General features: G+C 70.4%; 20 protein-coding genes and 1 tRNA gene. 6 read left to right on the top strand and 15 right to left on the bottom strand.

The window, feature by feature from the left end; genetic code table 11:
• Positions 1-28: 28 nt before the first annotated feature.
• Positions 29-102 (top strand) — tRNA-Leu (locus ACFXJ8_RS02805).
• 430 nt (positions 103-532) lie between these two features.
• Positions 533-1339, top strand: a complete 807-nt coding sequence (locus ACFXJ8_RS02810; protein WP_379642074.1) for a phosphotransferase enzyme family protein — start codon at positions 533-535, stop codon at positions 1337-1339.
• On the opposite strand, the gene ACFXJ8_RS02815 is transcribed toward ACFXJ8_RS02810, so the two are convergent.
• A complete protein-coding gene (locus tag ACFXJ8_RS02815; RefSeq protein ID WP_379642075.1) occupies positions 1280-1987 on the bottom strand; it encodes a siderophore-interacting protein in 708 nt (235 codons plus the stop codon). The genes ACFXJ8_RS02810 and ACFXJ8_RS02815 overlap by 60 nt on opposite strands.
• 242 nt (positions 1988-2229) lie before the next feature.
• Between ACFXJ8_RS02815 and ACFXJ8_RS02820 the strand changes: the two genes are divergently transcribed.
• Positions 2230-2649 carry a pyridoxamine 5'-phosphate oxidase family protein gene (locus ACFXJ8_RS02820; protein WP_379642076.1) on the top strand — a complete coding sequence of 140 codons (420 nt, stop codon included), beginning with the start codon at positions 2230-2232 and terminating at the stop codon, positions 2647-2649.
• A 21-nt stretch (positions 2650-2670) separates the two neighbouring features.
• Positions 2671-3636 carry a 2,3,4,5-tetrahydropyridine-2,6-dicarboxylate N-succinyltransferase gene (gene dapD, locus ACFXJ8_RS02825; RefSeq protein ID WP_379642077.1) on the top strand — a complete coding sequence of 322 codons (966 nt, stop codon included), beginning with the start codon at positions 2671-2673 and terminating at the stop codon, positions 3634-3636.
• A gap of 47 nt (positions 3637-3683) precedes the next feature.
• Here the strand turns inward: dapD and ACFXJ8_RS02830 are convergent, their stop codons facing one another.
• The 7 genes from ACFXJ8_RS02830 to gltB all read right to left on the bottom strand — a co-directional run bounded on the left by ACFXJ8_RS02830 (position 3684) and on the right by gltB (position 15012).
• A complete protein-coding gene (locus tag ACFXJ8_RS02830; RefSeq protein WP_379642078.1) occupies positions 3684-3950 on the bottom strand; it encodes a hypothetical protein in 267 nt (88 codons plus the stop codon).
• A complete protein-coding gene (locus tag ACFXJ8_RS02835) occupies positions 3947-4483 on the bottom strand; it encodes a hypothetical protein (protein ID WP_379642079.1) in 537 nt (178 codons plus the stop codon). Before ACFXJ8_RS02835 ends, ACFXJ8_RS02830 begins: the two co-directional genes overlap by 4 nt.
• 574 nt (positions 4484-5057) lie before the next feature.
• Positions 5058-6488, bottom strand: coding sequence for a pyruvate kinase (gene pyk / locus ACFXJ8_RS02840; protein WP_379642080.1), 1431 nt, complete (start codon positions 6486-6488; stop codon positions 5058-5060).
• A gap of 35 nt (positions 6489-6523) precedes the next feature.
• Positions 6524-6916, bottom strand: a complete 393-nt coding sequence (locus tag ACFXJ8_RS02845; RefSeq protein ID WP_379642081.1) for a DUF2784 domain-containing protein — start codon at positions 6914-6916, stop codon at positions 6524-6526.
• A 137-nt stretch (positions 6917-7053) separates the two neighbouring features.
• Entirely contained in the window at positions 7054-8772 is a 1719-nt protein-coding gene (locus ACFXJ8_RS02850; RefSeq protein ID WP_379642082.1) for a S8 family serine peptidase, read from the bottom strand.
• Between the two features lie 266 nt (positions 8773-9038).
• On the bottom strand, positions 9039-10490 hold the full coding sequence (locus ACFXJ8_RS02855) for a glutamate synthase subunit beta (protein WP_379642083.1): 1452 nt from the start codon (positions 10488-10490) through the stop codon (positions 9039-9041).
• Positions 10491-10503: 13 nt separating this feature from the next.
• Positions 10504-15012, bottom strand: coding sequence for a glutamate synthase large subunit (gltB, locus tag ACFXJ8_RS02860; RefSeq protein WP_379642084.1), 4509 nt, complete (start codon positions 15010-15012; stop codon positions 10504-10506).
• Between the two features lie 244 nt (positions 15013-15256).
• On the opposite strand from gltB, the gene ACFXJ8_RS02865 reads away from it, so the two are divergent.
• Positions 15257-16939: a bis-aminopropyl spermidine synthase family protein gene (locus ACFXJ8_RS02865; protein ID WP_379642085.1), complete on the top strand. Its 1683-nt coding sequence runs from the start codon at positions 15257-15259 to the stop codon at positions 16937-16939.
• 174 nt (positions 16940-17113) lie between these two features.
• On the opposite strand, the gene ACFXJ8_RS02870 is transcribed toward ACFXJ8_RS02865, so the two are convergent.
• From ACFXJ8_RS02870 to ACFXJ8_RS02900, 7 genes are all read right to left on the bottom strand, one after another.
• A complete protein-coding gene (locus ACFXJ8_RS02870; protein ID WP_379642086.1) occupies positions 17114-17725 on the bottom strand; it encodes a hypothetical protein in 612 nt (203 codons plus the stop codon).
• An 11-nt stretch (positions 17726-17736) separates the two neighbouring features.
• Entirely contained in the window at positions 17737-18525 is a 789-nt protein-coding gene (locus ACFXJ8_RS02875; protein WP_379642087.1) for a hypothetical protein, read from the bottom strand.
• Positions 18522-19229: a VIT1/CCC1 transporter family protein gene (locus tag ACFXJ8_RS02880; RefSeq protein WP_379642088.1), complete on the bottom strand. Its 708-nt coding sequence runs from the start codon at positions 19227-19229 to the stop codon at positions 18522-18524. The genes ACFXJ8_RS02875 and ACFXJ8_RS02880 overlap by 4 nt, the downstream gene beginning before the upstream one ends.
• Entirely contained in the window at positions 19229-20236 is a 1008-nt protein-coding gene (gene lgt, locus ACFXJ8_RS02885; RefSeq protein ID WP_379642089.1) for a prolipoprotein diacylglyceryl transferase, read from the bottom strand. The genes ACFXJ8_RS02880 and lgt overlap by 1 nt, the downstream gene beginning before the upstream one ends.
• A gap of 26 nt (positions 20237-20262) precedes the next feature.
• Entirely contained in the window at positions 20263-21027 is a 765-nt protein-coding gene (locus tag ACFXJ8_RS02890) for a DsbA family protein (protein WP_379642090.1), read from the bottom strand.
• On the bottom strand, positions 21020-21511 hold the full coding sequence (locus ACFXJ8_RS02895) for a MauE/DoxX family redox-associated membrane protein (protein WP_379642091.1): 492 nt from the start codon (positions 21509-21511) through the stop codon (positions 21020-21022). Before ACFXJ8_RS02895 ends, ACFXJ8_RS02890 begins: the two co-directional genes overlap by 8 nt.
• Before the next feature lie 122 nt (positions 21512-21633).
• Positions 21634-22479: an AraC family transcriptional regulator gene (locus ACFXJ8_RS02900; protein ID WP_379642092.1), complete on the bottom strand. Its 846-nt coding sequence runs from the start codon at positions 22477-22479 to the stop codon at positions 21634-21636.
• A gap of 103 nt (positions 22480-22582) precedes the next feature.
• Here ACFXJ8_RS02900 and ACFXJ8_RS02905 point away from each other — a divergent pair, with 103 nt between their 5' ends.
• Positions 22583-24325 (top strand): beta-galactosidase family protein, encoded by a 1743-nt coding sequence (locus ACFXJ8_RS02905; RefSeq protein WP_379642093.1) that lies wholly within the window; start codon positions 22583-22585, stop codon positions 24323-24325.
• Positions 24326-24335: the final 10 nt, after the last annotated feature.

Consider the following 24335-nt stretch of genomic DNA (forward strand, 5'->3'; position numbering starts at 1 on the left):
GCCCAGCGTGTGGACAGGTCCGAAGATCGCCCCGATAGACCAATCGGCAGAGTCGATGGACTCAAAATCCATTCAGTGTGGGTTCGAATCCCACTCGGGGCACCTTGGCCGCCCGGTCCCACCGACCGGGCGGTTTCGTTTCGCCGCACCCCCGAAACTGTCGGTGACGATCGGCATACTGCACGCATGCACCGCCGCTCGACCGCGCGCCCTCCAGGGCTTCCCTGCCGGGTGATCGCCATGCTCTGCGGCGTTCGGCGGGAGGGCACGGTCGGCTACGAGTTCTCCCCATTGCGCCGGACCACCCGGTCACTCGCGAGTGGCTCGCCGTACAGGAGGCGTCGCCGTAGGAGAAGTTTCGCCGTGCGGAAAGCCCCGCCGTGCGGCCCTGTGCGGGAGCCTCGCCGTACAGGCCGCGTCGCTGTACCTGGAAGCTGTGCGCTGGACTTGAAGAGCTCTCTGCCGGCTGGAGGAGCGGCGTGCCTGGGTGGTCGGGGTGGCGGGCGCGGGGTGACGGTGATCGCGGAGGGAGGTGGCCGAGCTGACCGGCTGGATCGAGGAGCCGCTCGTGGGCGGCGGGGTCAACCAGGTGAGCAGGGTGGGAGCGACGGTACGCAGGCCGGTGGGTCGGTGGACGCCGACGGTGCACCGCCTGCTCGCGCATGTGGCGGCGGCGGGGTTCGGGGGCGCGCCGCGCGCTCACGGGATCGACGCGGAGGGGCGCGAGATCCTCGACTTCATCCCCGGCGAGGTGGCCCACCATCCGGTGCCCGGCCACGTGTGGCGCGAGGCGACGCTGCGGCGGGTCGGTGTGATGCTGCGTGAATACCACGATGCGAGCGAGGGGTTCGGCTCGGACGGGCCCTGGTGCCTGCCGCCACGCGAGCCCGCCGAGGTGATCTGTCACGGCGACGTCGCGCCGTACAACACGGTGTTCCGCGAGGGGCTGCCGGTGGCGTTCATCGACTTCGACACCGCGCATCCGGGGCCACGGCTGTGGGACGTCGCGTATGCGGCCTACCGGTTCGTCCCGCTGAGCGCCGGTGGCGACGTGGCCGGGCAGGGGCGGCGGCTGCGCATCCTCTGTGACGCGTACGGCGTGGCGTCGGCCCGCAGGCCCGCCCTGCCGGTCATGGTCCGCGAACGGCTGCACGCGCTGGTCGACCACATGCGCGCCAGGGCATCCGCGGGCGACGCCGCCTTCGCCGGGCACCTGGCCGATGGGCATGACACGCTCTACCTGACCGACGCCGACCACGTCGCCCGGCACGCCGCCTCGTTAGTCGAGGCCCTTTCTGCCGGGCGTCCAGAAGGGCTTGGTGATGACGTCCCTGCGTGACCAGCCGCGCTCGTCGACCAGGTGGGCGCGGATCATCTGGATGGTGCGCGCCTCCCCCGCCAGATAGGCGACGCCCGGCTCGTCGGGCAGGTCCAGCGCGGACACCGCCTTCACCAGCGCCGCGGAGTTCGCCGCGGGCGCGCCGTCTCTGCACACCTTGACGAGGTCGCCCTGCAGGTCGAGGTGACCGCCCGGCTCGTTGGCCTCCACCGCGCCATAGACGGGCTCGGTGGCGGGTACGGCACGCAGCATCGGCCCGAACGCCACCGCGGCCGTCTCCTCGCCGGCGAACAGGTGGTACGGCGCGCCCTGCCGTAACGTGAACCTGCCCTCGGGCTTGGTGAAGGAGACCTCCTGGCCTGGGCGGGCGGTCCTGACCCAGGCCGCGCCGGGCGAGTCGGCGCCGTGGTCGTAGCCGATCAGGTCGAGGCACTCCCACGCGGGGTCGTGGTGCCAGACGGAGTACGTGCGCAGGGTCAGGGGGCCGTGCACGAGGACGCGGACGTGCTGGCCCGGCGTCCAGGCCAGTCCCGCGACGGCCTCGCCGCCGATTCTGATTCTGCGCATTCGGGGGGCGATGTGCTCGTTCTCGACGATCTCACCGGTGATGAACAGCCGGGAACGCAGCGCGCGGGTGATGGTGTTCACGGCACCTCTCTCCGATATATCTGATGTGTTCAGCGACTATATCGCGACATATCTCAAATCGACACCCGTTCTGGGTGCAAGATGGGAAGCCGCTTACCGGAGGCCGGAGCCGTGGATGGGTGGCGGCGGGGCGTTCACCCGGGCTTCGTCAGGGTCACATCACCGGTACGCGGCACGCTTCGGTTGGGATCGCACTGAGCGGGGATGTTCACCACCGACATGATCCGTGGAGGGGGGCGGGGATGGCGCTGACCGTGTTGCACCGTGAGGCGTTCCTGGCAGAGCCGCACATCGGGGCGCTCGCCGTACAGGATGAGCAGGGGCGGGGGCCGCTGACCGTGCCGGTCTGGTACCACTACGCGCCCGGCGGCGAGGTGACCTTCCTGACCGACGGCGACTCACGCAAGGCCAAGCTGATCGCCAAGGCGGGACGGTTCACCCTCCTCGCCCAGCGGACGATCCCCACCTACCGTTACGTCTCGGTCGAAGGGCCCGTCATCTCCTCCAATCCGACCACCGTCGAAGAGATGACCAGGATCGCCGCACGTTACCTGCCCGAGGACGGCGTCGACGGCTACGTCGCCCAGTCGAACCTCTCCGTGCTCGTGACCTTCCACATGCGTCCCGAGCGTTGGCTGTCGGCCGACCTGGGCACCATCTGAGCCTCCGGTATTTTGTGGCGTGTGACTGCTATCGATCCCACCAGCACCGGCGCGCACGGCGTCGGGCTTGCCACCATCGCCGCCGACGGCACGGTTCTCGACACCTGGTTCCCTTCGCCCGAGTTGGGCGAGCCGCCTTCCGTGGGCACCCGGCGCCTGTCCGCCGAGGAGGCCGGTGACCTCGCCGCGCTGACCGGCAAGGACGACGTGCGCGGGGTCGAGGTGGTCGCCGTCCACACCGGCATCGCCAAGCTGTCGGAGGCTCCCGCCGACGCCCACGACGCCTACCTGCGCCTGCACCTGCTGTCGGCCCGCCTGGTGCGTCCCCACGGCCTGAACCTGGACGGCGTGTTCGGCAAGCTCGCCAACGTCGTGTGGACCAACCACGGCCCGTGCGCCGTCGACGGGTTCGAGCAGACGAGGGTACGGCTGCGCGCCAGGGGCGCGGTGACCGTCTACGGCGTGGACAAGTTCCCGCGGATGGTCGACTACGTGGTGCCCTCAGGCGTGCGCGTCGCCGACGCCGACAGGGTACGGCTCGGCGCCCACCTGGCCAACGGCACCACGGTCATGCACGAGGGCTTCGTCAACTTCAACGCGGGCACGCTCGGCGCGTCCATGGTGGAGGGGCGGATCTCGGCGGGCGTCGTGGTCGGCGACGGCTCCGACGTGGGCGGCGGCGCGTCGATCATGGGCACGCTGTCGGGCGGCGGCAAGGAGGTCATCTCGATCGGCGAGCGCTGCCTGCTCGGCGCGAACGCCGGCGTGGGGATCTCGCTCGGGGACGACTGCGTGGTGGAGGCCGGGCTGTACGTGACGGCTGGGACCAAGGTGGCGCTCCCGGACGGCCGCGTGGTCAAGGGCAAGGAACTGTCGGGGGCCAGCGGCCTGCTGCTGCGAAGGAACTCGCAGACGGGGGCGGTGGAGGCGGTTCCCCGCACCGGAACGGGGATCGAGCTCAACGCGGCCCTACACGCCAACGACTGACAGAGCTGCTCGGTACCGCCGACCGGGGTTCGTCCGGTCGGCGGTCGTCAGTCGAACAGCTCGTCCACGGTGACGACGTCGAACGCCCGATCGAACCAAACGTCCAGTTGCTCAAGATTGCGGCAGGCGAGAATGCGTCCACGCGCCTGCTCGGAAACCGCGACGCTCCGCCAGGACAAGGTCTTCAGTACGGCGTCGGCGGTAGCCGCAGCCTTGCCGAGCTCGTATGCCGGGTATCTGTCGAGCGCCCTCACTCCGACGGCTTGCCGGTACGCCTGCGGCTGACGGAAGAACTCGCGGAGCGCATCACTCATGCGAAGAGCTCGTCGATCGTCGTGATCTCGAAGGCGCGATCGAACCACACATCCGCCAGCTCGGGGTCGAGACAGGCGAGAATACGCTCGCGCGCCTCTTCCGGGACGGTCACCTTCCGCCTGGCCAGAACCTTCAGAACGCCCTCGGCCTTGGCCTCGGCCTGGTGCTTGCGAGCGAAGTCGCTCTTGTACTTGTAGGTTCCCACAGCCATCAGTTCCTCCAGATGCTTGCGGGCGGCCTCCGGCAGCGCCGTGACCAGGTAGTCGGAGTATATCCGGCCCCTCTGATCATCTAGGCTGACCAGCGACGCGTACACCGCCTCCAGTACTTCTATACCAGCAGATCCATCCGCGTGCGCCAGCGCCGACAGCACGGCCATCTCGGGCATGGCGATGGCTTCGGCATCGGACCGGATGACGGGCATCAGTCCGGGCCCTACGGCGTAGGGTGTTGTGACCGAGCCCGGCCCCATCACGATGGGCTTAGCCGCCCATGCGGCGACCTTGTTGGACGGGGTAAGAACCAGCAGCACGACAGGGCAGTGGCACCGGTCCCACACCGTCGCCACATAGACCGGCCAACTACCGAGTTTGTCCTTGTCTCCTTCCGCTGCATCTCAACGATCACCGCGAGGACAGCTTCCCCCTCGGCGCGAAACACGATCAGAGAGTCTGCGCGGTATTCGGCGGGGGTGCATTGCGACATGTCCGCCGACTCGATTCGCGCTTCGTCGAAGGACGGCACCGGGAGTTGGAAGACCCGGGTGAGGAGTTCGGGAACGAGCTCTGGATTGTTGTCGCAGAGCTCGATCCACATCTCGTGCTCAAGAGTGAGGGCCACGCCGGGAAGATTACCGAACGTTTGCTCGCGCTACTCTGCGTATACCGAAAATGTCTTTGAATTTGCTTGACACTCCAAGCCGCGATAGCACGCCAACGACGCGGGGAGCGCGAGGGGCCGGCAGGCCCCTCGCCGGGGTTTCAGGGGCGTGCCCCTGAAAAGCGCTGCCCGAGCCGGAGGCGAGGACCATGCCCGTGAGCCGGGGTTCCAGGGGGTTCGCACCCCCTGGAGAACGCAGCCCGAGCCGTTAGGCGAGGACCATGCCGTCAGTGGGCGTGGGAGACCGCCGACCCGATGGTGTGGACGCGGAGGGCGTTCGTCGAGCCGGGCGTGCCGGGAGGCGAGCCCGCCACGATGACGACCTTGTCACCCTTCTCGAGCCGCCCGAGCGACAGCAGCGACGCCTCCACCTGCCTGACCATGTCGTCGGTGTGGTGGACGAACGGCACCTGGAACGTCTCCACGCCCCACGTCAGCGACAGCTGGCCGCGCACGTGCGGCGCCGAGGTGAAGGCCAGCAGCGGGATCGGCGAGCGGTAGCGTGCCAGGCGGCGGGCCGTCTCGCCGGACATCGTGAAGGCAACCAGCGCCTTGGCTCCGACGATGGCGCCGACCTCGGCCGCGGCGCGGGCGATGGCGCCGCCGGTGGTCTCGGGGAGGCGGTCGAGGCTGTGGGTGGCGCGCAGGGAGGACTTCTCCGCGGCGCAGGCGATGCGGTCCATGGTGGCGACGGACTCGATGGGGAAGTTGCCGACCGAGGTCTCGCCGGACAGCATGACCGCGTCGGCGCCGTCCATGACGGCGTAGGCGACGTCGGAGGCCTCGGCGCGGGTGGGGCGGGGGGCGTTCATCATCGAGTCGAGCATCTGGGTGGCCACGATGACCGGGCGGGCCTTCTCGCGGCACAGCTCGATGATGCGCTTCTGGACGATCGGCACCTCTTCGAGGGGAAGCTCGACGCCGAGGTCGCCGCGGGCGACCATGATGCCGTCGAAGGCCTCGACGATCTCGGGCAGCCGCTCCACGGCCTGGGGCTTTTCGATCTTGGCGAGCAGCGGAAGCCGTACGGCCTCCTGCTCCATGATGTTGCGGACCACGTCGGCGTCGGAGGGGCGGCGCACGAACGACAGGGCGATCATGTCGAAGCCGGTGCGCAGCGCCCAGCGCAGGTCGGCCTCGTCCTTGTCGGTGAGGGCGGGCGCGCTGACGTTGACGCCGGGAAGGTTGAGGCCCTTGTTGTCGGAGATCATGCCGCCGATGACGACGCGGGTGGTGACACGCTGGCCGTCGACGCGGGTGACCTCGAGGACGACGCGGCCGTCGTCGACGAGGATGGTGTCGCCCGAGTGCACGTCGGACGGCAGGCCCTTGTAGGTCGTGGAGACCTGCTCGCGGTCGCCGGGGACCTCTTCGGTGGTGATGGTGAAGACGTCGCCGAACCCGAGGCGGACCGGGCCCTCCTCGAACTTGCCGACGCGGATCTTGGGACCCTGCAGGTCGGCGAGCACGCCTACGCCCCGGCCGAGGTCGGCCGCCACCTCCCGCACCCGGTCGAGAACCTCTTTGTGCAGCTCATGGGTGCCATGGCTGAGGTTGAAGCGGGCAACGTCCATGCCTGCGCCGATGAGCTCGCGGAGCCGGTCGGCGGAGGATGTGGCAGGACCGAGGGTACAGACGATTTTCGCGCGACGAGTCACGTGTCCTACCTTAAGTGGTACAGACCACTTGGCAGTCACGCGCGGGAGAAATCCCGGTGACGACGTCTCCACAGGTACCCGACCCAGGAGAGAACCACAAGGACTGCCACGCCGAGCCGTGCCAGATTCGTGTATTCCTCCGGGTAGACGACGCCCTCGATGTAGTGGTCGATGAATCCGGAGGGGGTCAGTCCCGCCGTCCCGGCCGCGCGCCGCCCCCAGTCCTCGGCGACGGTCAGGGGGCACTCGATGCCGGTGACGATCGACAGCACTCCCCAGCCGGCGACGGCCAGGTGCGCCCAGAGGGTGCGCGGCCAGCGCCAGGCCAGGAATCCGCCGACTCCCATGTAGGCGAGGAACAGGAAGTGCGCGACCATCGCGGCGTCCGCGACGAGCCGGTACACCACCCCATCCAGTACGGCAGGCACGAGATAGCTCCTCTGTGGTCACCGGCCGGCCTCTGCCTGGTCGACGCCACTCGGGCGCGACGGCGGGCCGCCGTCACATCACCGCTGAACCCCAGTGAGGCCGGCTCTCACCCCATGTCTACCTCTTCGCCATCGATTCATGGCGCCACTGTCGCCGCCTTGTAGGCGTTGACCACGCCCCTGCCGTAGAACCCGTTCTTGGCCGTGTCTCCCACGCAGGTCTGCTTCTCCTCCTGCCCGAAGTACCGGTACACGTAGGTGCGCGGCGTCGGGCAGGCCTTCTGGGTGGCGCTCGAGTACATCAGTCGTTCCACCGACGCCGGAGCCAGCGCCACCCCGCCGGGTCCCGGCCTGCCGAAGCGGCTGATCAGGATCGCGGCGACGCCCGTGGCGTGCGGGGCGGCCATGGAGGTGCCGTCGAGGTACTGGTAGTAGGCGCACTCGCCGCGGTGGCAGTCGCGGACGACCTCGGACGTCTTCGGCTTCCCCGCCGCGTCGATCTTGTTCTCGGCGCGCAGCACGGCCTTGGGCGCGGCGGCCAGGATGGACCTGGTGTGCGAGACGCCGCCGCCGTCGAGCGTGTCGCCGCCCGGCGCGGAAAGGTCGGTCTGCTCGATGCCGTAGTCGGAGTAGAGCGCCTTGCGCCCGGACGGGCCGAGCGCGGCGATAGAGATGACGCCGTCGGACTCGGCAGGCACGTTCAGGCAGGAGTTGTCGATGGTGCGGGAGTGGGCCTTGTTCCTGGGGTAGTTGGGGCTCGCCTCGTCCGTGCGCGGGTCGCCGAGGTCGATGGAGCCGTTGCCGAGCGCGGCGATGAGCGTGACGCCCTTGCCGCGGGCGTAGTCGAGGGCGCGCTGCATGCCGGTGATGATGCCGCGCTGCTCCAGCCTCTGGCGTGGGGTGTCGGCCTTGTTGTTGGTGCAGTTGAACAGCCAGGGGTCGATGTAGAAGCTCATGTTCACCACGTCGATGCCGTTGTCGGCGGCGTAGGTGAGGGCGTCGAGGCTGGGCTTGAGGAAGAACATGCCCGAGTCCTGGCCGGATCTGAGGTTGACCACCTGCACGTTGGGGGCGACGCCCGCGATGCCCCTGCCGTTGATCGGGGCGGCGATCGTGCTGGCGACGTGGGTGCCGTGGCCTTCGTCGTCGACGTCGGCGGGGTCCTTGCAGCTCTTGACTTCGCAGGGCCCGTCGAGCGGCTGGCCGCTCGGGTCCTTGGGCCGGTCGGTGACGAAGTTGCGGCTCAGCTTGCGGTTGAAGTTGGCGGCGATGTCGGGATGCTTGCCGTCGATGCCGGTGTCGATGACGCCGACCAGCACCTTCCTGTCGCCCGGCGCGACCGTGTTGGCGCGGTCGGCGCCGATCATCTTCATGTCCCACTGGCGCGAGGCCAGCGGTTCGCGCGCCTTCGTGCCCGGCGCGCCGTCCTTGCCCGGTCCCGTATCGGGCAGCGTCGCCGAAGTGCGGGCGGGCAGTGCCGTGGCGGTACGGCCGGCGGCCCATTCGGGGTGGAGGGCGGGCAGTGCCGTGATGGTACGGCCGGCGGCCCATTCGGGGTGGAGGGCGGCCCATTTCTGTCGGGCCGCGGCCGAGGTGAAGCCGATCGGCCGGTCGGTGGAGATCCCCACGATCGCCTCGTCGTCGCCGAGCGTGTCGAGGAAGGAGTCCGCCACCCCGTGTGCCACCACGTAGCCGAGCCGGGGCTCGGTCGACACGGTCCGCCCGCCGCCGGCTTCGATCGCGGCCAGCGCCTTGTCCTTGCCACCCGCCGCGTAGAAGACCAGATAGTCGGCGCCGGGAGAGGAGGCCGGGCGTGGTGGTGGGGCGGACGCACAGGAGGCAAGAGGTAGCGTCATCGCCGCCGCCACGATTGCATAGCCGATCCGCCGCATAGAGAACCCCCCGTTGTCGCTCACCACACGCATACGAGGGGAGCATCCTCTCGACACCATTCCCCGTCTGCAACTTATTCACCCTTTTGCGTGATTTATCGCAGCCTTTACCGGAAAGCGGTGGTGGGCCGGGCTCCTGCCGTACCGGACGAAGAACGCCCGCCCGAGCGGACCCCGGGCGGGCGTTCTCACACAGCAGACCTCACACAGCAGACCTCACACAGCGGACGTCACACCAGCGGGCGCGCCGTCGGCAGGATCGGGTACGGCAGGGCCGTCTCGCCGGTCAGGAACCGGTCCACGCCCGAGGCGGCCGCCCGCCCCTCGGCGATGGCCCAGACGATGAGCGACTGGCCGCGGCCCATGTCCCCCGCGACGAACACGCCGTCGACGTTGGTCATGTAGGTCTTGTCGCGCGCCACGTTCCCCCTGGGGTCGTAGTCGACGCCGAGGTCCTGCAGCAGCGCGCCCTTCTCAGGACCGAGGAAGCCCATCGACAGCGTGACCAGCTCGGCCGGGATCTCCCGCTCGGTGCCGGGGATCGGCTTGAAGCCCGACTGCGGCCCCTCGACCTCGACCAGGCGCAGCGCCCTGACGTTGCCGTCGGCGTCGCCCGCGAACTCGGTCGTGGAGACCGCGTAGACGCGGTCGCCGCCGCCGTCGGTCAGCTCCTCGTGCGCGCTCTCCGTCTTGAACAGGATGGGGAACGTCGGCCACGGCTGCGAGCCGGGCCGGGCGGCCGGCGGCTGCGGCATGATCTCCAGCTGGGTCACCGAGGCGGCCCCCTGGCGGATCGCGGTGCCGATGCAGTCGGCGCCGGTGTCGCCGCCGCCGATCACCACGACGTGCTTGCCGCGGGCGTTGATCGGGGAGTTCTCGAAGTCCTTGTTGGCCGGCGGCAGGTACTCCATCGCCTGGTAGACGCCCTTGAGGTCGCGTCCGGCGACCGGCAGGTCACGCCAGGCGGTGGCGCCGCCCGACAGCACGACCGCGTCGAACTCCTCGCGCAGCTGGGCGGCGGTGATGTCGACGCCGACGTCGACCGAGGTCCTGAACTCGGTGCCTTCGGCGCGCATCTGGTCCAGGCGCCGGTCGATGTGGCGCTTTTCCATCTTGAACTCGGGGATGCCGTAGCGCAGCAGCCCGCCGATGGCGTCGGCCCGCTCGAAGACCACGACGTCGTGGCCGGCGCGGGTGAGCTGCTGGGCGGCGGCCAGGCCCGCGGGGCCCGAGCCGACGACGGCGACCTTCTTGGCGGTCCTCCTGGCGGCCGGCTGCGGCGTCACCCATCCCTCGGCGAAGGCGTGGTCGATGATCTCGACCTCGACCCGCTTGATCGCCACGGGGTCGGAGTTGATGCCGAGCACGCACGCCGCCTCGCACGGGGCGGGGCAGAGCCTGCCGGTGAACTCGGGGAAGTTGTTCGTGGCGTGCAGCCGCTCGATCGCCTCCCGCCAGTCGTGGCGGTAGACGAGGTCGTTCCACTCGGGGATGAGGTTGCCGAGCGGGCAGCCGTTGTGGCAGAACGGGATGCCGCAGTCCATGCAGCGGGAGGCCTGCTTGGTCAGCTTCGGCGCGGGGAAGTCCTCGTAGACCTCCCGCCAGTCGCGGATGCGGACGTCGACGGGGCGGCGCGCGGGCAGCTCCCGGTCGTGCGTGAGGAAACCCTTGGGGTCGGCCATGGTGTGCGCCTCCTTAACCCTGAACCGCGGCCGTCATGACGGCCTCGTCGATGTTCCTGCCTTCGATGCGGGCGGCCTCGGCGGCCTGCAGCACCCTCTTGTAGTCGGTCGGCATGACCTTGCCGAACCTGGTGAGCGCGCTGTCCCAGTCGGCCAGCAGTTCCTTGGCGACGGGCGAGCCCGTCTGCTCGAAGTGCCTGCCGACGACCTCGTGCAGGAAGCGCGCGTCCTTGTCGGTCAGCGGCTCGATGGCCACCATCTCGCGGTTGACCCGCTCGGCCCGCAGGTCGAGCAGGTAGGCGACGCCGCCCGACATGCCGGCGGCGAAGTTGCGCCCGGTCTGGCCGAGCACGACGACCTTGCCGCCGGTCATGTACTCGCAGCCGTGGTCGCCCACGCCCTCGACGATGGCGGTGGCGCCGGAGTTGCGGACGCAGAAGCGCTCGCCGACCACGCCGCGGATGAACACCTCTCCCGACGTCGCACCGTACAGGGCGACATTTCCAGAAATGATGTGACCGTCGAGCGGGGCGGTGTCGTGCGGGCGCACCGTGATCCGGCCGCCCGACAGGCCCTTGCCGAGGTAGTCGTTGGCGTCGCCGGTCAGCCGCAGCGTCACTCCTCGCGGCACGAACGCGCCGAAGGAGTTGCCCGCCGAGCCGGTGAAGCTGATGTCGATCGTGTCGTCCGGCAGGCCCGCGCCGCCGTACCGCTTGGTCACCTCGTAGCCGAGCATGGTGCCGACGGTGCGGTTGACGTTGCGGATCGGCAGGTCGAGCGTGACCGGGGTGGCGTGCTCAAGCGCGCCCTCCGCCAGGGCGATGAGCGTGTTGTCGAGGGCGTGCTCCAGACCGTGCTCCTGGGCCAGGGTACGGCGCAGCGCCGTCCCCTCGGGCAGCTCGGGCCGGTGCAGGATCGGCGACAGGTCGAGGCCGTTGGCCTTCCAGTGGTCCTCGGCCGCGCTCATGTCGAGCAGCTCGACGTGCCCGATCGCCTCGTCGAGCGAGCGGAAGCCCAGCTCGGCGAGGTACTCACGGATCTCCTCGGCGATGAACTCGAAGAAGTTCACCACGAACTCGGGCTTGCCGGCGAAGCGCGCCCGCAGCTCGGGGTTCTGGGTGGCGACGCCGACGGGGCAGGTGTCGAGGTGGCAGACGCGCATCATCACGCAGCCCGAGACGACCAGGGGGGCGGTGGCGAAGCCGTACTCCTCGGCGCCGAGCAGGGCGGCGATGACCACGTCGCGGCCGGTCTTGAGCTGGCCGTCGACCTGGACGACGATGCGGTCGCGCAGGCCGTTCAGCAGCAGCGTCTGCTGGGTCTCGGCCAGGCCGAGCTCCCACGGGGCGCCCGCGTGCTTGAGCGAGGTCAGCGGGGAGGCTCCGGTGCCGCCGTCGTGGCCGGAGATCAGCACGACGTCGGCGTGCGCCTTGGAGACGCCCGCGGCGACGGTGCCGACGCCGACCTCGGCCACCAGCTTCACGTGGACCCTGGAGGCCGGGTTGGCGTTCTTCAGGTCGTGGATGAGCTGGGCCAGGTCCTCGATGGAGTAGATGTCGTGGTGCGGCGGCGGCGAGATGAGGCCGACACCGGGGGTGGAGTGCCTGGTCTTGGCGATCCACGGGTAGACCTTGTGGCCTGGCAGTTGCCCGCCCTCGCCTGGCTTGGCGCCCTGGGCCATCTTGATCTGCAGGTCGTCGGCGTTGACCAGGTACTCGCTGGTCACCCCGAATCGGCCGCTGGCCACCTGCTTGATGGCGCTGCGCCTGGCGGGGTCGTAGAGGCGCTCGGGATCCTCGCCGCCCTCACCGGTGTTGGACTTGCCGCCGAGCCTGTTCATGGCGATGGCGAGCGTCTCGTGCGCCTCCATCGAGATGGAGCCGTAGGACATGGCGCCGGTGGAGAACCGCTTGACGATCTCGGAGACCGGCTCCACCTCCTCCAGCGGCACCGGGGTCCTGCCGGAGGCGAACCTGAACAGCCCGCGCAGCGTCATCAGCCGCTCGGCCTGCGAGTCGACCAGGCCGGTGTACTCCTTGAAGATCTCGTAGCGGCGGCTGCGCGTGGCGTGCTGCAGCTTGAAGACCGTCTCGGGGTTGAACAGGTGCGGCTCGCCCTCGCGCCGCCACTGGTACTCACCGCCCACATTGAGGCGCCGGTGGGCGTTCTCCGCGCGTGGGTAGGCGTGGCGGTGGCGGGCGGCGGCCTCCTGGGCCAGGACGTCGAAGCCGACGCCGCCCAGCCGCGAAGTGGTGCCGACGAAGCAGGTGTCGATGACCTCCTCGCCCAGGCCGAGCGCCTCGAAGATCTGGGCGCCGGTGTAGCTGGCGACCGTGGACACGCCCATCTTGGACATGACCTTGATGACGCCCTTGCCGTAGGCCTTGATGAGGTTGCGCACGGCCTTGTGCTTGTCGACCTGGAGCATGCCGGTGTCGACCATGTCCTCGACGGTCTCGATCGCGAGGTAGGGGTTGACGGCGCCGGCGCCGTACCCGATGAGCAGCGCCATATGGTGGCACTCGCGCGCCTCGCCGGTCTCGATGACCAGGCCGATCTTGGTGCGGGTCTTCTCGGCGATGAGGTGGTGGTGGACCGCGCCGGTCAGCAACAGCGACGGGATCGGCGCCAGCCGCTCGGAGAAGCCGCGGTCGGACAGCACGATGACGCGCGCACCGCCCGCGATCGCCTCGGAGACCTCGGCGCAGATGGCCGCCAGCCGCTCGCGCAGCGCCTGTCCGCCGCCGGCGACCTTGTACAGGCCGCTGACGACGTAGGGGTGGAAGCCGGGCAGGTGGCCCTCGTCGTTGATGTGGATGATCTTGGCGAGCTCGTCGTTGTCGATCACCGGGTACGGCAGGACGAGCTGCCGGCACGAGGCGGGTCCCGGGTCGAGCAGGTTGCCCTCGGGGCCGAGCGTGCTGGCCAGCGAGGTGACCAGCTCCTCGCGGATGGCGTCCAGCGGCGGGTTGGTGACCTGGGCGAACAGCTGGCTGAAGTAGTCGAACAGCAGCCTGGGCTTCTCGCTGAGCACGGCGACGGGCGTGTCGGTGCCCATCGACCCGATCGGCTCGATGCCCGACTTCGCCATCGGCGACAGGATGATCCGCAGCTCTTCCTCGGTGTAGCCGAACGTCTGCTGCCGCTTGACCAGCGCCTCGTGGGTGGGGATCTCGTGGGAGCGGGCGGGCAGTTCCTCGAAGCGCACCAGCCCGGCGTGCAGCCAGTCCTCGTACGGCAGCGCGGAGGCCAGCTCGGCCTTGATCTCGTCGTCCTCGATGATCTTGCCGCGGACGGTGTCGATGAGGAACATCCGGCCCGGCTGCAGGCGGCCCTTGCGGACGACGTCCTCGGGCGCGAAGTCGAGCACACCGGCCTCGGAGGCCAGCACGACCAGGCCGTCGGCGGTCACCCAGAAGCGGCCGGGGCGCAGCCCGTTGCGGTCGAGGACCGCTCCGGCCAGCGTGCCGTCGGTGAAGGTGATCGAGGCGGGGCCGTCCCACGCCTCCATCATCGAGGAGTGGAACTCGTAGAAGGCCCGGCGGTCCGGGTCCATCTCGGTGTGGTTCTCCCACGCCTCGGGGATCATCATCAGCACCGCGTGCGGCAGCGAGCGCCCGCCCAGGTGCAGCAGCTCCAGCGTCTCGTCGAAGGAGGCGGTGTCGGAGCCGTCGGGGTCGCAGATCGGGAAGAGCCGCTCGAGGGCGCCGGGGATGAGGTCGGAGGCCAGCATGGCCTCGCGGGCGCGCATCCAGTTGCGGTTGCCCTTGACCGTGTTGATCTCGCCGTTGTGGGCGACGTAGCGGTAGGGGTGCGCCAGGGGCCAGCTCGGGAAGGTGTTGGTCGAGAAGCGCGAGTGCACCAGCGCGATCGCGGTCTCGTAGCGCTCGTCGGACAGGTCGGGGAAGAAGGGCTCGACCTGCAGCGGGGTGAGCATGCCCTTGTAGACCAGCGTGCGGCTGGACAGCGAGGGGAAGTAGACGTCCGCCTCGTGCTCGGCGCGCTTGCGCAGGCAGAAGGCGATCCGGTCGAGCTCCAGGCCGCTCTCGCCCTGCGGGCTCGAGACGAACAGCTGGCTGAAGTACGGCATGACCGCGCGGGCGCTCGGGCCCGCGTTCGAGGCGTCCACGGGGACCTCGCGCCAGCCGAGGACCGTCAGGCCCTCCTCCGCCGCGATCTCCTCGATGAGGCGGACGGCGCTCTGCCTCGCCTGTTCGTCCGAGGGCAGGAACGCCATGCCCACGGCGTAGTGGCCCTGGTCGGGCAGCGGGAAGCCGGTAGCGGCCCTGAGGAAGAGGTCGGGGACCTGCGTCAGGATTCCGGCGCCGTCGCCGGTGTCCGGCTCGCTACCCTTGGCCCCCCGGTGGTCGAGATTGCACAGGGCCGTCAGAGCCTTCACGACGATCCCGTGGTCACGTCGCCCGTTCACGTCCGCGACCATCGCGACGCCGCAGGCGTCGTGCTCGTTGGCGGGGTGGTAAAGGCCCTGGGGCTCGGGGAACCCGAGGTGGGCAGCAGGCATTGAATCCCTCCCGTCGTCATCGTCTGCTTTGGTGTTGCAGGCGGGGACGACGTTGGCCCTGCTGCGATTCAGTGGGTAGAGGGTATCGCACCCTGTCGGATTAGTGCCCACCAGGTCCACATCGCGAACATTCACAAAATTTCGGCATGCGGACGCTCTTGTCCCAACACGCGATACTTTTCGCGTATTCCCCACCCTTGTCTGGAGACCCGCCGGCCCCCGCCGCCACGGATAGGGTTGCCCCATGGAACGCGACGGCCTGGAGGCCCTGCTGGCGAGCGCCGGAATCGACGGCAGGCGGCTGCGCCACGCCCTCATGCTCGTCTGCGACGGCCGCTGGCGGACACTGGCCGACCTGGTCAGGGAGAGCGCCACGTCCAGACGTTCGATCGAGGCCCTCCTGCGCGAGGTCAGGCTCGAACGGCAGGGCGAGCGCTTCCGCGTGCCGCTCCCGCACACGCCCGACTACCAGGACCTGTTCGCGGTCGGCGAGCCGCCCGCCGACCCCGTCGCCCACCTGCTCCCCCACTACGAGCACGTGGTCAAGCGCATGCGCGACCTCATCGGCCAGGCCCCCGCCGCCCGGCAGGCGCTCGACCACGTCTCGGCCACCGCCGAGACCGTCGTCCGCCGCGCCCTGCTGCTCGGCGCCAGGTTCTGGCTGCCGAGGGCGCGCGTGCTGTGCGTCGGCGACCATGACCTGACCTCCCTGGCGATTCGGCTGGTGCACCCGGAGTGCGAGGTGACGGTCGTCGACATCGACGAGCGCATCCTGGCCTACATCGACGCCCAGGGCCTCGGCGTCTCGACCCGGTGGGCCGACCTGCGGCTCGGGCTGCCCGTCTCGGCGCGCGAGCACGACCTGGCCGTCACCGACCCGCCGTACACGCCGGAGGGGATCGGGCTGTTCGTCGCCAGGGCCGTGGAGGGGCTCAAGGACGACGGCAGGGTCCTGCTGGCGTACGGCGCGAGCGAGCGCACGCCCATGCTCGCCCTCAAGGTGCAGAACGCGCTGTCCGACCTCAACCTCACGCACGAGGCCATCTATCCCGACTTCAACCGCTATTTCGGTGCGGAGGCGATCGGCTCGGCCGCCGACCTGTACATCCTGCGGCCCACCACCAAAACCCGCCCCGCCGTGGCAGCCAGGGTCGACCGGCTCGCCACCGCGATCTACACCCACGGCCCGCAGTCCATCGAGTCGACGCCCGCCACGGGAGCCCGGCCCGACGCGGAGGCGCGACCTGCCGCGGGGGCGCGACCCGACGCGGGGACGCGGCCCGACGCGGGGACGCGGCCCGACGCGGGGACGCGGCCCGACGCGGGGGTGCGACCCGACGCCGCGACGCGACCTGCCGCCGGGGGGCGGCCCGACGCGGGCTCGGACTTCACGCCCGACCTGCTCGTCGGCGACTGGCCGAAGGACCTCCCCCAGCCGCGCACCAGGCTGGCCACCTGGCTGGCCAAGCCGCACGCCTCCGCGCCCTCCGCGGTGGCGATCGCGGTGCCCGCGGGGCTCGAGGCGGCGCTCCCCCGCCTGCTGCTGGCGGGGCGGGCCGCCCACGTGCGCGTCCACCTGGCCGAGCCGCCGCCGCGCGAGCTGCCCGTGGTCTCGGGCGTCTACGCGGTCACGGTCGACGGTCGCGTGCTCGACGCGGTACGGCTGCCGCCGCCCTCCGACGAGGCGGGCAGGGTGGTGCGCCGCATCCTCGACAACGCGCACGGGAAGCTGGCCAACACCTGGCGGGAGGGGCTCATCGCGGCCGCCGCGGCGCGGGGGGCCACGCTGACCAAGAACGACGCCCGCACCCTCATCCGGCAGGCGGCTCCATGGGCGGAGTCGGTCACGGTGCTGGAGGTGCCGCTCCACCGCCTGGAGGCGCTGCCCGCAGCCGTCGCCGAAACGCTCGCCACACTCCCCGCCTGACGCTCGCCTGCCCTCGGACGCACCCCGCCTGACCCCCGACGACCCTCAGACGCTCCCTCCGCTCCCCCTCGGACGATCTTCGGATCCGCTGGACGATCGAGGGATCCCCGGCGGCCGGACCGAGAGCCTGGGGTCGGCGGCCGGGGTCACGGGCCAGGCGTCACGGGCCGGGGGTCAGGTGGCGGCGATGACGCGGGCGGAGATGACCGTGCGGCCGAGGCCGTCGAGAGCGATCTGCGGGTGGGCCAGGTCGGGTTTCCCGCCGCCCACGGGGCCGACCCAGCTCACCGTGACGAAGTGTCCGAGCGCCCGCGCCTGCGCCCTGCTGCGGGAGACGTCGAAGGTCGCCGCCTGCCGTACGAAACCGCTCGTGCGCAGCTCGGACACCAGCGCGTCGGCCGCCCGCCCGTCGGCCAGGTTGAACAGGAAGAATTCGCCCGCGACCGTGCGGTCCGCGCTGGTGTAGGCGGCGCGCACCACCTGTGTGCACCCCGCGGCCTGCGCCCCCCACATCACTTCTCCGCAGTCGGTCAGCAGGGCGGCGGACTCGCGCACCATGCTCACCCCGCCCGAGGTGAGCGTCGCGGTCGCCGGGCCGAGCACCTCGGCCTCGGTGAGCGGCGCGGGATCGAGGACCGCGGTGTCGATGACCGCGTACTGCGCCGACGTCGGCTCCCCCGCGAAGACGGCGGCCCTCGGCCCGTCGCCGCGCAGGAAGACGAAGGCAGCGGCCGCGGCGAGCGCCACGAGGGCGGCCAGGATGGGGATGAGAACGCGGCGGGGCATGGTCATAAAGCCTAGGAGGTGCCGGTCAGCGCCACTACCCGCTTGAACAGAGGCTTCTCGACGGTCCGTACGGTGAGGGCGAGGTTGGCGAAGTCGTCCTTGGGTGTGGGCTCGGCGCCGTCGGCGCGCGACAGCCACACCAGCGCGACGTAGTGGCCCAGCGCGTAGGCGCCGCCCTCGGTGTAGGCGTCGGCGGGGAAGGCGGTGACGGGGCGCACCCAGCCGCCCCTGTGCAGCGACTTCAGCGACTCGACCAGCTCGCCCGCGGCCTTGGCGTCGTTGAGGTTGAGCAGCGTGAACTGGGCGAGGTAGCGGCCGTCGGTGCTGGTGTAGCCGGCCCGCGCGGCCTGCGAGCAGCCCGCGTCGGCGACCTGGGCGACGAGCTCCTCGCCCCACAGCGCGGCCGAGCAGTCGGTGTCGACGACCTTTTCGCCCAACTTGAGCGTGACCCTGTGCGCGCCCCTGAGTGTCTTGGTGGCGAACAGTTCCTTGGCGGTGATGGGCCGGGTGTCCTTGGCGCGCTCGGCGATGGGCTGGAAGACCTTGGGCGAGGTCCAGCCCTCGAACTTCTCCGGCCGCAGCCCTTCGGCTCTCAGCCCGGCGGCCTGCTGCGCGTCGGGCCTGGCGTCGGCGCCGAGCGAGGCGATCACGAGGGTGAGCGTGACGGCCGCGATGAGCACGCCCGCGACCGAGGCGATGATCACCAGCAGGCGCTGCTGCTCCGGCCGCAGCCCCCACTCGGTGAGGACGGGCAGGTTCCAGTCGGACGGCGGCGTTCGTCGGCGTTTCCTGGTGCTCACAGCCCGCCCGCTCCTCCGATCAGGTTGCCGAGCCCGAAGGTCAGCCCCGCCGCCACGCCTCCCACGACGAGCTGGCGCAGGCCGGAGAACCACCAGCTGCGCGCGGTGACGGTGGAGACCAGCGCCCCCGCCCCGAACAGCGCCAGGCAGGACAGCACCGCCGACAGCCACAGGCTCGTGACGCCGAGCAGGTAGGGCAGCAGCGGCAGGATCGCGCCCACGCTGAAGGACAGGAACGACGACACCGCCGCGATCTTGGGCGCGGGCAGGTCGGCGGGCGTGACCCCCAGCTCGGTTTGCGCGTGGACCTCCAGCGCCTTTCTCGGGTCGCGCGAGATCTGCCTGGCCACCTCGGCCGCCAGCGCGGGATCGACACCCTTGTCGATGTAGACCTGCGCGAGCTCCTCCTGCTCGGCCTCGGGATGCCGGGCGAGCTCCCGCCGCTCGACGTCGATCTCGGCCAGGGCCAGCTCGCGCTGGCTGGCCACGGAGACGTACTCGCCTCCGGCCATGGAGAACGCGCCCGCGGCGAGCCCCGCGATGCCGGCAAGCGCGATCACCTTGGTGTCGTCGGTGCCGCCGGCGACACCGGCGATGAGCGCGAAGTTGGACACCAGCCCGTCCATCGCGCCGAAGACCGACGGCCTCAGCCAGCCGCCGTTGACGTCGCGATGTTCGTGGTGGATCTCCGCGCGCCCGCTCATCAGGACTTCTTTTCCTCCGGTACGGCCTGCGTCTGGCCGTCCCCTTCCCCGTCGGGGGCGTGGTCACCCTCGTCGCCCCCGGCTGCCTGCTCTCCAGCGGAGGAGGGCTCGTCTGAGGTGTCAGAGACCTCGGCGGACTCGGCGGGAGGTTCGCCGGACTCGGCCGAGGGTGAGACGACGATCTCCTCGGTGTCCTTGTTCCTGGTCAGCCAGAAGTAGATCAGCGCCCCGACGAACAGCACGAGGGCGGTCCACTGGTTGATCCGCAGGCCGAGGAGGTGGACGGCGTGGTCGACGCCGCCGACGGGGTCGACCCGCAGCCCCTCGATCCAGAACCTGCCGAGGGTGTAGCCGGCCACGTAGAGCGCGAACAGCCTGCCGTGGTGCAGCGCGAACCGCTTGCCCGCCCAGATCAGCACGAAGCCGAGCACGACGTTCCACAGCGACTCGTACAGGAACGCCGGGTGGTAGAGCCCGGTGTAGCCGTCGATCGTGCCCGCCTTGCCCGGCTCGATCTCCAGGCCCCACGGCAGCGTCGTGGGGCCCCCGAACAGCTCCTGGTTGAAGTAGTTGCCCCACCTGCCGATGGCCTGGGCGAAGGCGATGCCGGGCGCCACGGTGTCGGCCACCGCGCTCAGCGACAGCCCCCGTTTACGGCAGGCCAGCCACACCCCGACGCCGCCGAGCGCGATCGCCCCCCAGATGCCCAGGCCGCCGTTCCAGATGAACAGCGCCTCGTACGGCTCGTTGGGCGCCCGGTCGCCGAAGTAGAGCTGCCAGTCGGTGATGACGTGGTAGAGGCGGCCACCGATCAACCCGAAGATCACCGCAGGGACGGCGATGTCGACGATCGTGCCGGGCGTTCCGCCGCGAGCCCGCCAGCGGCGCTCGCTGATCCAGACCGCGACGATGACGCCCAGAACGATGCACAGCGCGTAGGCCCTGATCGGGATCGGGCCGAGGTACCAGACCCCCTGGGAGGGGCTGGGAATCGAGGCAAGGGGCATGTCAGTGGAGAGTAGCGGACCCGTGGCTACTTGGCGGCATCGAGAACGGCCTGACGCAGCTCGCTGGGCACGAACACGGTGTTCTGCTCCATGTCCTTGCCGTTGAGCTTGACCGTCGGCGTGCCCTTCAGGTTGTTGGCCGCGATGGTCTTGTCGCTGGCGGCGACGTAGGCCTGGGCGTGCTTCTGCGAGGTCACGCACTGGGCGAAGTCAGGGGCGGTGACGCCCGCCTCCTTGCCCAGCTCGACCAGCTGCGCGGTGGAGAAGCCCTCGACGGTCTCGTCGGGCTGGTTGGCGAAGAGCTTGTCGTGGTAGGCCATCCACTGCTTGCCGTCGGTGACGCAGCGGGCCGCGGCGCCCGCGCGCACGGAGTTGTTCCTGGTGATGCCCTTGTTCATCTGCGGCGGGAAGATCGTCATCGGGTGGTAGACGACCTTGGCCTTGCCCTCGGCGGCCAGGTTCTTGAACGTCGTGCCGCTCGTCTCCTCCAGCTGCTTGCAGGCGGGGCACTGGAAGTCCTCGTAGATGTCGACGACGGGAGCGGTCACCCCTGCGTTGGCCATCACCACCGAGCCGTCGCTCTGGATCGTGACGGGCGCCAGGTTCGCTGCCGCCTGCTCCGACTGGCTCTGGTTGGCCGCGAACAGCCACCCGGCGCCGATCGCCGCGACGGCGACCACGCCCACGGTGACGTAGGTGGCGATCCGCTTGCGGTGCTCCTGCTTCTTCTCGGACTCGCGCTGCGCCTTGATCCGCTCCCGCGCGGACTGTTCCCGCTGGGCCTTACTCATCCTCATCCCCTCCGATGTCGTCCATGTCGCCGTCGCGCCTGCCCGCCAGCCCGAGAACGGTGTCCAGGGCCAGACGCCCCGGCGGGAAGCGGACGGTCCATACGGCCAGCAGCACCAGACCGAAGTCGCGGACGATGTCGAGCAGATAGCTCGGCTCCTCCCACGCCTTCAGCTCGCCGCCCCCGCCGAAGCAGCCGCAGTCGATCCGCAGTCCGTTGGCCCACGCCCACGCGATGCCGAAGACAAAGGCCAGCATGAGCAGCCCGCCGACCACCGCGGCCGCCCTGGTGAGCAGGCCGACCACCAGCAACACGCCGACGACGATCTCCGCGATCGGCAGGCCGTAACCCACGGTCGTGGCGAGCGCGTCGGGCAGCAACCGGTAGGCCTTGACCGCCAGGACGGAGTCGTGAATACTGCCGATCTTCAGGCCACCGGCCACGATCAGCACTCCGCCCAGGACCAGCCGGGCCAGGGTCGTCACCCAGGGTATCGCCACACTAGCGGTGCGTAGCCGTTGCGACGCGGTCACATGCCTCTCCTCTGTAGTCACATCTGGAATGCGCACAGTACCTGGATGCCATCTGATCACGTGCTGGATAAGACTCAACTAAGGTCGGCGGCCACGAGGCCGCCGTGTTGCTGAGCGCGGAACTCGCTCGGCGGCAGGCCGGCCCTGCGGGTGAAGATCCTGGTGAAGTAGGCGGGGTCGTCGTAGCCGACCCGCCTGGCGATCGCCGCGACAGGCAGCTCCGAACCGGCCAGCAGGTCCTTGGCCCGGTTGAGTCTGATCGACAGCAGGTAGTCCTTGGGGCTGCAGCCGGCCAGGCGGCGCACGACCACGCGCAGGTCGCCGACCGTCATGCCGAGCCGTTTGGCATGCTCGGCGACGGAGATGGGCAGGCAGGCGTCCCTGGCCAGGCCCGCGAGCACGGGGTCGCCCGCCGCGTCCTCGTCGGCCCTGGCGTGGCGCAGCGCGACGAGGACCTCGTGGACCAGCGCGGAGGTCTCGACCTCCAGGTAGGGGCTGCCCCTGCGGATGGCCTGCGCGATGCGGCCGATGGCGTGCGCGGCGGGCTCGGCGGTGGTGAGCGGGGTGACGGGCGTGGCCGCGTCGACGAAGCCGAGGTCCTGGTAGGCGAGGGCGGCGGGCCCGGTGAAGTCGACGAACCACTCGACCCAGCCGGTGTCGTGCGGGGCGTAGTGGTGCTTGACGCCGGGCAGTAGCCAGAGGACCGAGGGGGCGACGACCTCGACGGGCAGGCCGCCGGCGTGGGAGAACCAGCCCTTGCCCTGGGTGACGACGACGGCGACGTGGTGGTCGAGCGCGCGGGGGCCGACGGTGGGCAGCCGGCCCTCCAGGTGGCCGACGCCGAGACAGACGAGGCCGAGCCTGCGGTGAGCGGGGCCTGGGGTGAGGTAGTGCATCCACCGCCGGAAGTCGTCGGCCATCCGCTCCCCCCTTCCGTCCAACAACTTGACCAGCTTTGTCCATGGTCCCTGAGCTGGGAAATCGGCAAGCTGCTACGCGCGGAATCCTATCTCAAGGGGCAAGATGCGAAATTTCACGATTAATGGGGGCGCGTTCCTGCTGGACGGCGCGGAGTTCAGGGTGCTGTCCGGAGCCCTGCACTACTTTCGCGTCCTGCCCGAGCAGTGGCGCCACCGGCTCGGGATGCTCAGGGCGATGGGTCTCAACACGGTCGAGACCTACGTGCCGTGGGACCTCCACGAACCCCGCAAGGGAGAGTTCCGCAGGCTGGACGAGCTGGCCGCCTTCCTCGACGCCGCCGCCGAGGAGGGACTGCTGGCCATCGTCAGGCCGGGGCCGTACATCTGCGCAGAGTGGGACAACGGCGGCCTGCCCTCCTGGCTGACCGCCGAACTCGGCCCGCGGGTACGCACCCGCGACGCGGAGTACCTGTCCCATGTCGAGCGCTACTTCGACGAGATCGTCCCGCTGATCGCCGACCGGCAGGTCACCAAGGGCGGCAACGTGATCATGGTGCAGGTCGAGAACGAGTACGGCTCCTACGGCAGCGACGCGGTCTACCTGCGCCACCTGGCCGACGACCTGATCGCGCACGGCGTGGAGGTGCCGCTGTTCACCTCCGACGGCGCCGACGACTTCTACCTCACCGGCGGCACCGTCCCCGGCGTGCTGGCGACCGTGAACTTCGGCTCGGGCCCCGAGAATGCCTTCGCCAAGCTGCGCGAGCACCGACCGGACGATCCGCTGATGTGCATGGAGTTCTGGTGCGGGTGGTTCGACCACTGGGGGCAGGGGCACGTCACCCGCGACGCCGCCGACGCGGCCGACACCCTGGAGCAGATCCTGGCCGCGGGTGCCTCCGTCAACCTGTACATGGCGCACGGCGGCACCAACTTCGGCACCACCGCGGGCGCCAACAGGGTCGGCGAGCTGGCGGGCGGCGAGTACCGGCCCACGGTCACCTCCTACGACTACGACGCCCCGATCGACGAGCGCGGCGCGCCGACGGAGAAGTTCTGGCGCTTCCGCGAGATCCTGTCGCGCTACAACCCCTCGCCGCCCGACGTCCCCGGCCTGCCGCCCGTCCTGCCGCCCGCGGCGGTGCCGCTGGTTGAGTCCGTACGGTTGGGCGACGTCCTCGACGAGGTGGCAGGCCCCGCGGTGACCGCTCCCCTGCCGCCGACGTTCGAGGACCTCGGCCTGACCCACGGCCTGGCGCTGTACCGGGTCGAGGTGCCGGGGCCGCGCAGGCCGTACCGGCTGCGGGTGGGCGGCGTGCACGACCGGGCCCACCTGTACGTGGACGGAGAGCTGACGGCGGTGCTGGAGCGCGGGGGCGAGGAGCCGGTCCTGGAGGTGCCTGGTCCGGCCACGCTGGAGCTGCTGGTCGAGTCGATGGGCAGGACCAACTACGGGCCCGCGCTCGGCGAGCGCAAGGGCCTGATGGCGCCGCTCATGCACGACCAGCAGTACCTGCACGGCGTGACGGCCAGGCCGATCGCCCTGGGTGAGCTGCCCGCGCTGCCGTACGAGGACGGGCTGTCCGCAGCGGTGCCCGCGTTCTTCCGCGGCACGCTGGAGGTGGCCGAGCCCGCCGACGGCTTCCTCGCGCTGCCGGGGTGGGGCAAGGGGTACGTGTGGGTCAACGGTTTCCTGCTCGGCCGCTACTGGGACCGGGGTCCGCAGCGCACCCTGTACGTGCCGTGGCCGCTGCTGCGGGCGGGCGCGAACGAGATCGTGATCCTGGAGCTCGACCACGCGGGCTCCCCCACGCTCGACCTGCGTTCCGAACCCGACCTCGGCTGATCGACGCGGA

It is taken from the genome of Nonomuraea sp. NPDC059194 (genome assembly GCF_042754765.1).
Taxonomy (GTDB): domain Bacteria; phylum Actinomycetota; class Actinomycetes; order Streptosporangiales; family Streptosporangiaceae; genus Nonomuraea.

Bases quoted from the DNA above. Each gene is read 5' to 3' on its own strand.
- ACFXJ8_RS02905 (WP_379642093.1), top strand. From the start codon at position 22,583: ATGCGAAATTTCACGATTAATGGGGGCGCGTTCCTGCTGGACGGCGCG.
- ACFXJ8_RS02890 (WP_379642090.1), bottom strand. From the start codon at position 21,027: ATGAGTAAGGCCCAGCGGGAACAGTCCGCGCGGGAGCGGATCAAGGCG.
- ACFXJ8_RS02870 (WP_379642086.1), bottom strand. From the start codon at position 17,725: ATGCCCCGCCGCGTTCTCATCCCCATCCTGGCCGCCCTCGTGGCGCTC.
- ACFXJ8_RS02865 (WP_379642085.1), top strand. From the start codon at position 15,257: ATGGAACGCGACGGCCTGGAGGCCCTGCTGGCGAGCGCCGGAATCGAC.
- ACFXJ8_RS02830 (WP_379642078.1), bottom strand. From the start codon at position 3,950: ATGAGTGATGCGCTCCGCGAGTTCTTCCGTCAGCCGCAGGCGTACCGG.
- ACFXJ8_RS02880 (WP_379642088.1), bottom strand. From the start codon at position 19,229: ATGAGCGGGCGCGCGGAGATCCACCACGAACATCGCGACGTCAACGGC.
- ACFXJ8_RS02850 (WP_379642082.1), bottom strand. From the start codon at position 8,772: ATGACGCTACCTCTTGCCTCCTGTGCGTCCGCCCCACCACCACGCCCG.
- ACFXJ8_RS02820 (WP_379642076.1), top strand. From the start codon at position 2,230: ATGGCGCTGACCGTGTTGCACCGTGAGGCGTTCCTGGCAGAGCCGCAC.
- ACFXJ8_RS02900 (WP_379642092.1), bottom strand. From the start codon at position 22,479: ATGGCCGACGACTTCCGGCGGTGGATGCACTACCTCACCCCAGGCCCC.
- gltB (WP_379642084.1), bottom strand. From the start codon at position 15,012: ATGCCTGCTGCCCACCTCGGGTTCCCCGAGCCCCAGGGCCTTTACCAC.
- ACFXJ8_RS02855 (WP_379642083.1), bottom strand. From the start codon at position 10,490: ATGGCCGACCCCAAGGGTTTCCTCACGCACGACCGGGAGCTGCCCGCG.
- lgt (WP_379642089.1), bottom strand. From the start codon at position 20,236: ATGCCCCTTGCCTCGATTCCCAGCCCCTCCCAGGGGGTCTGGTACCTC.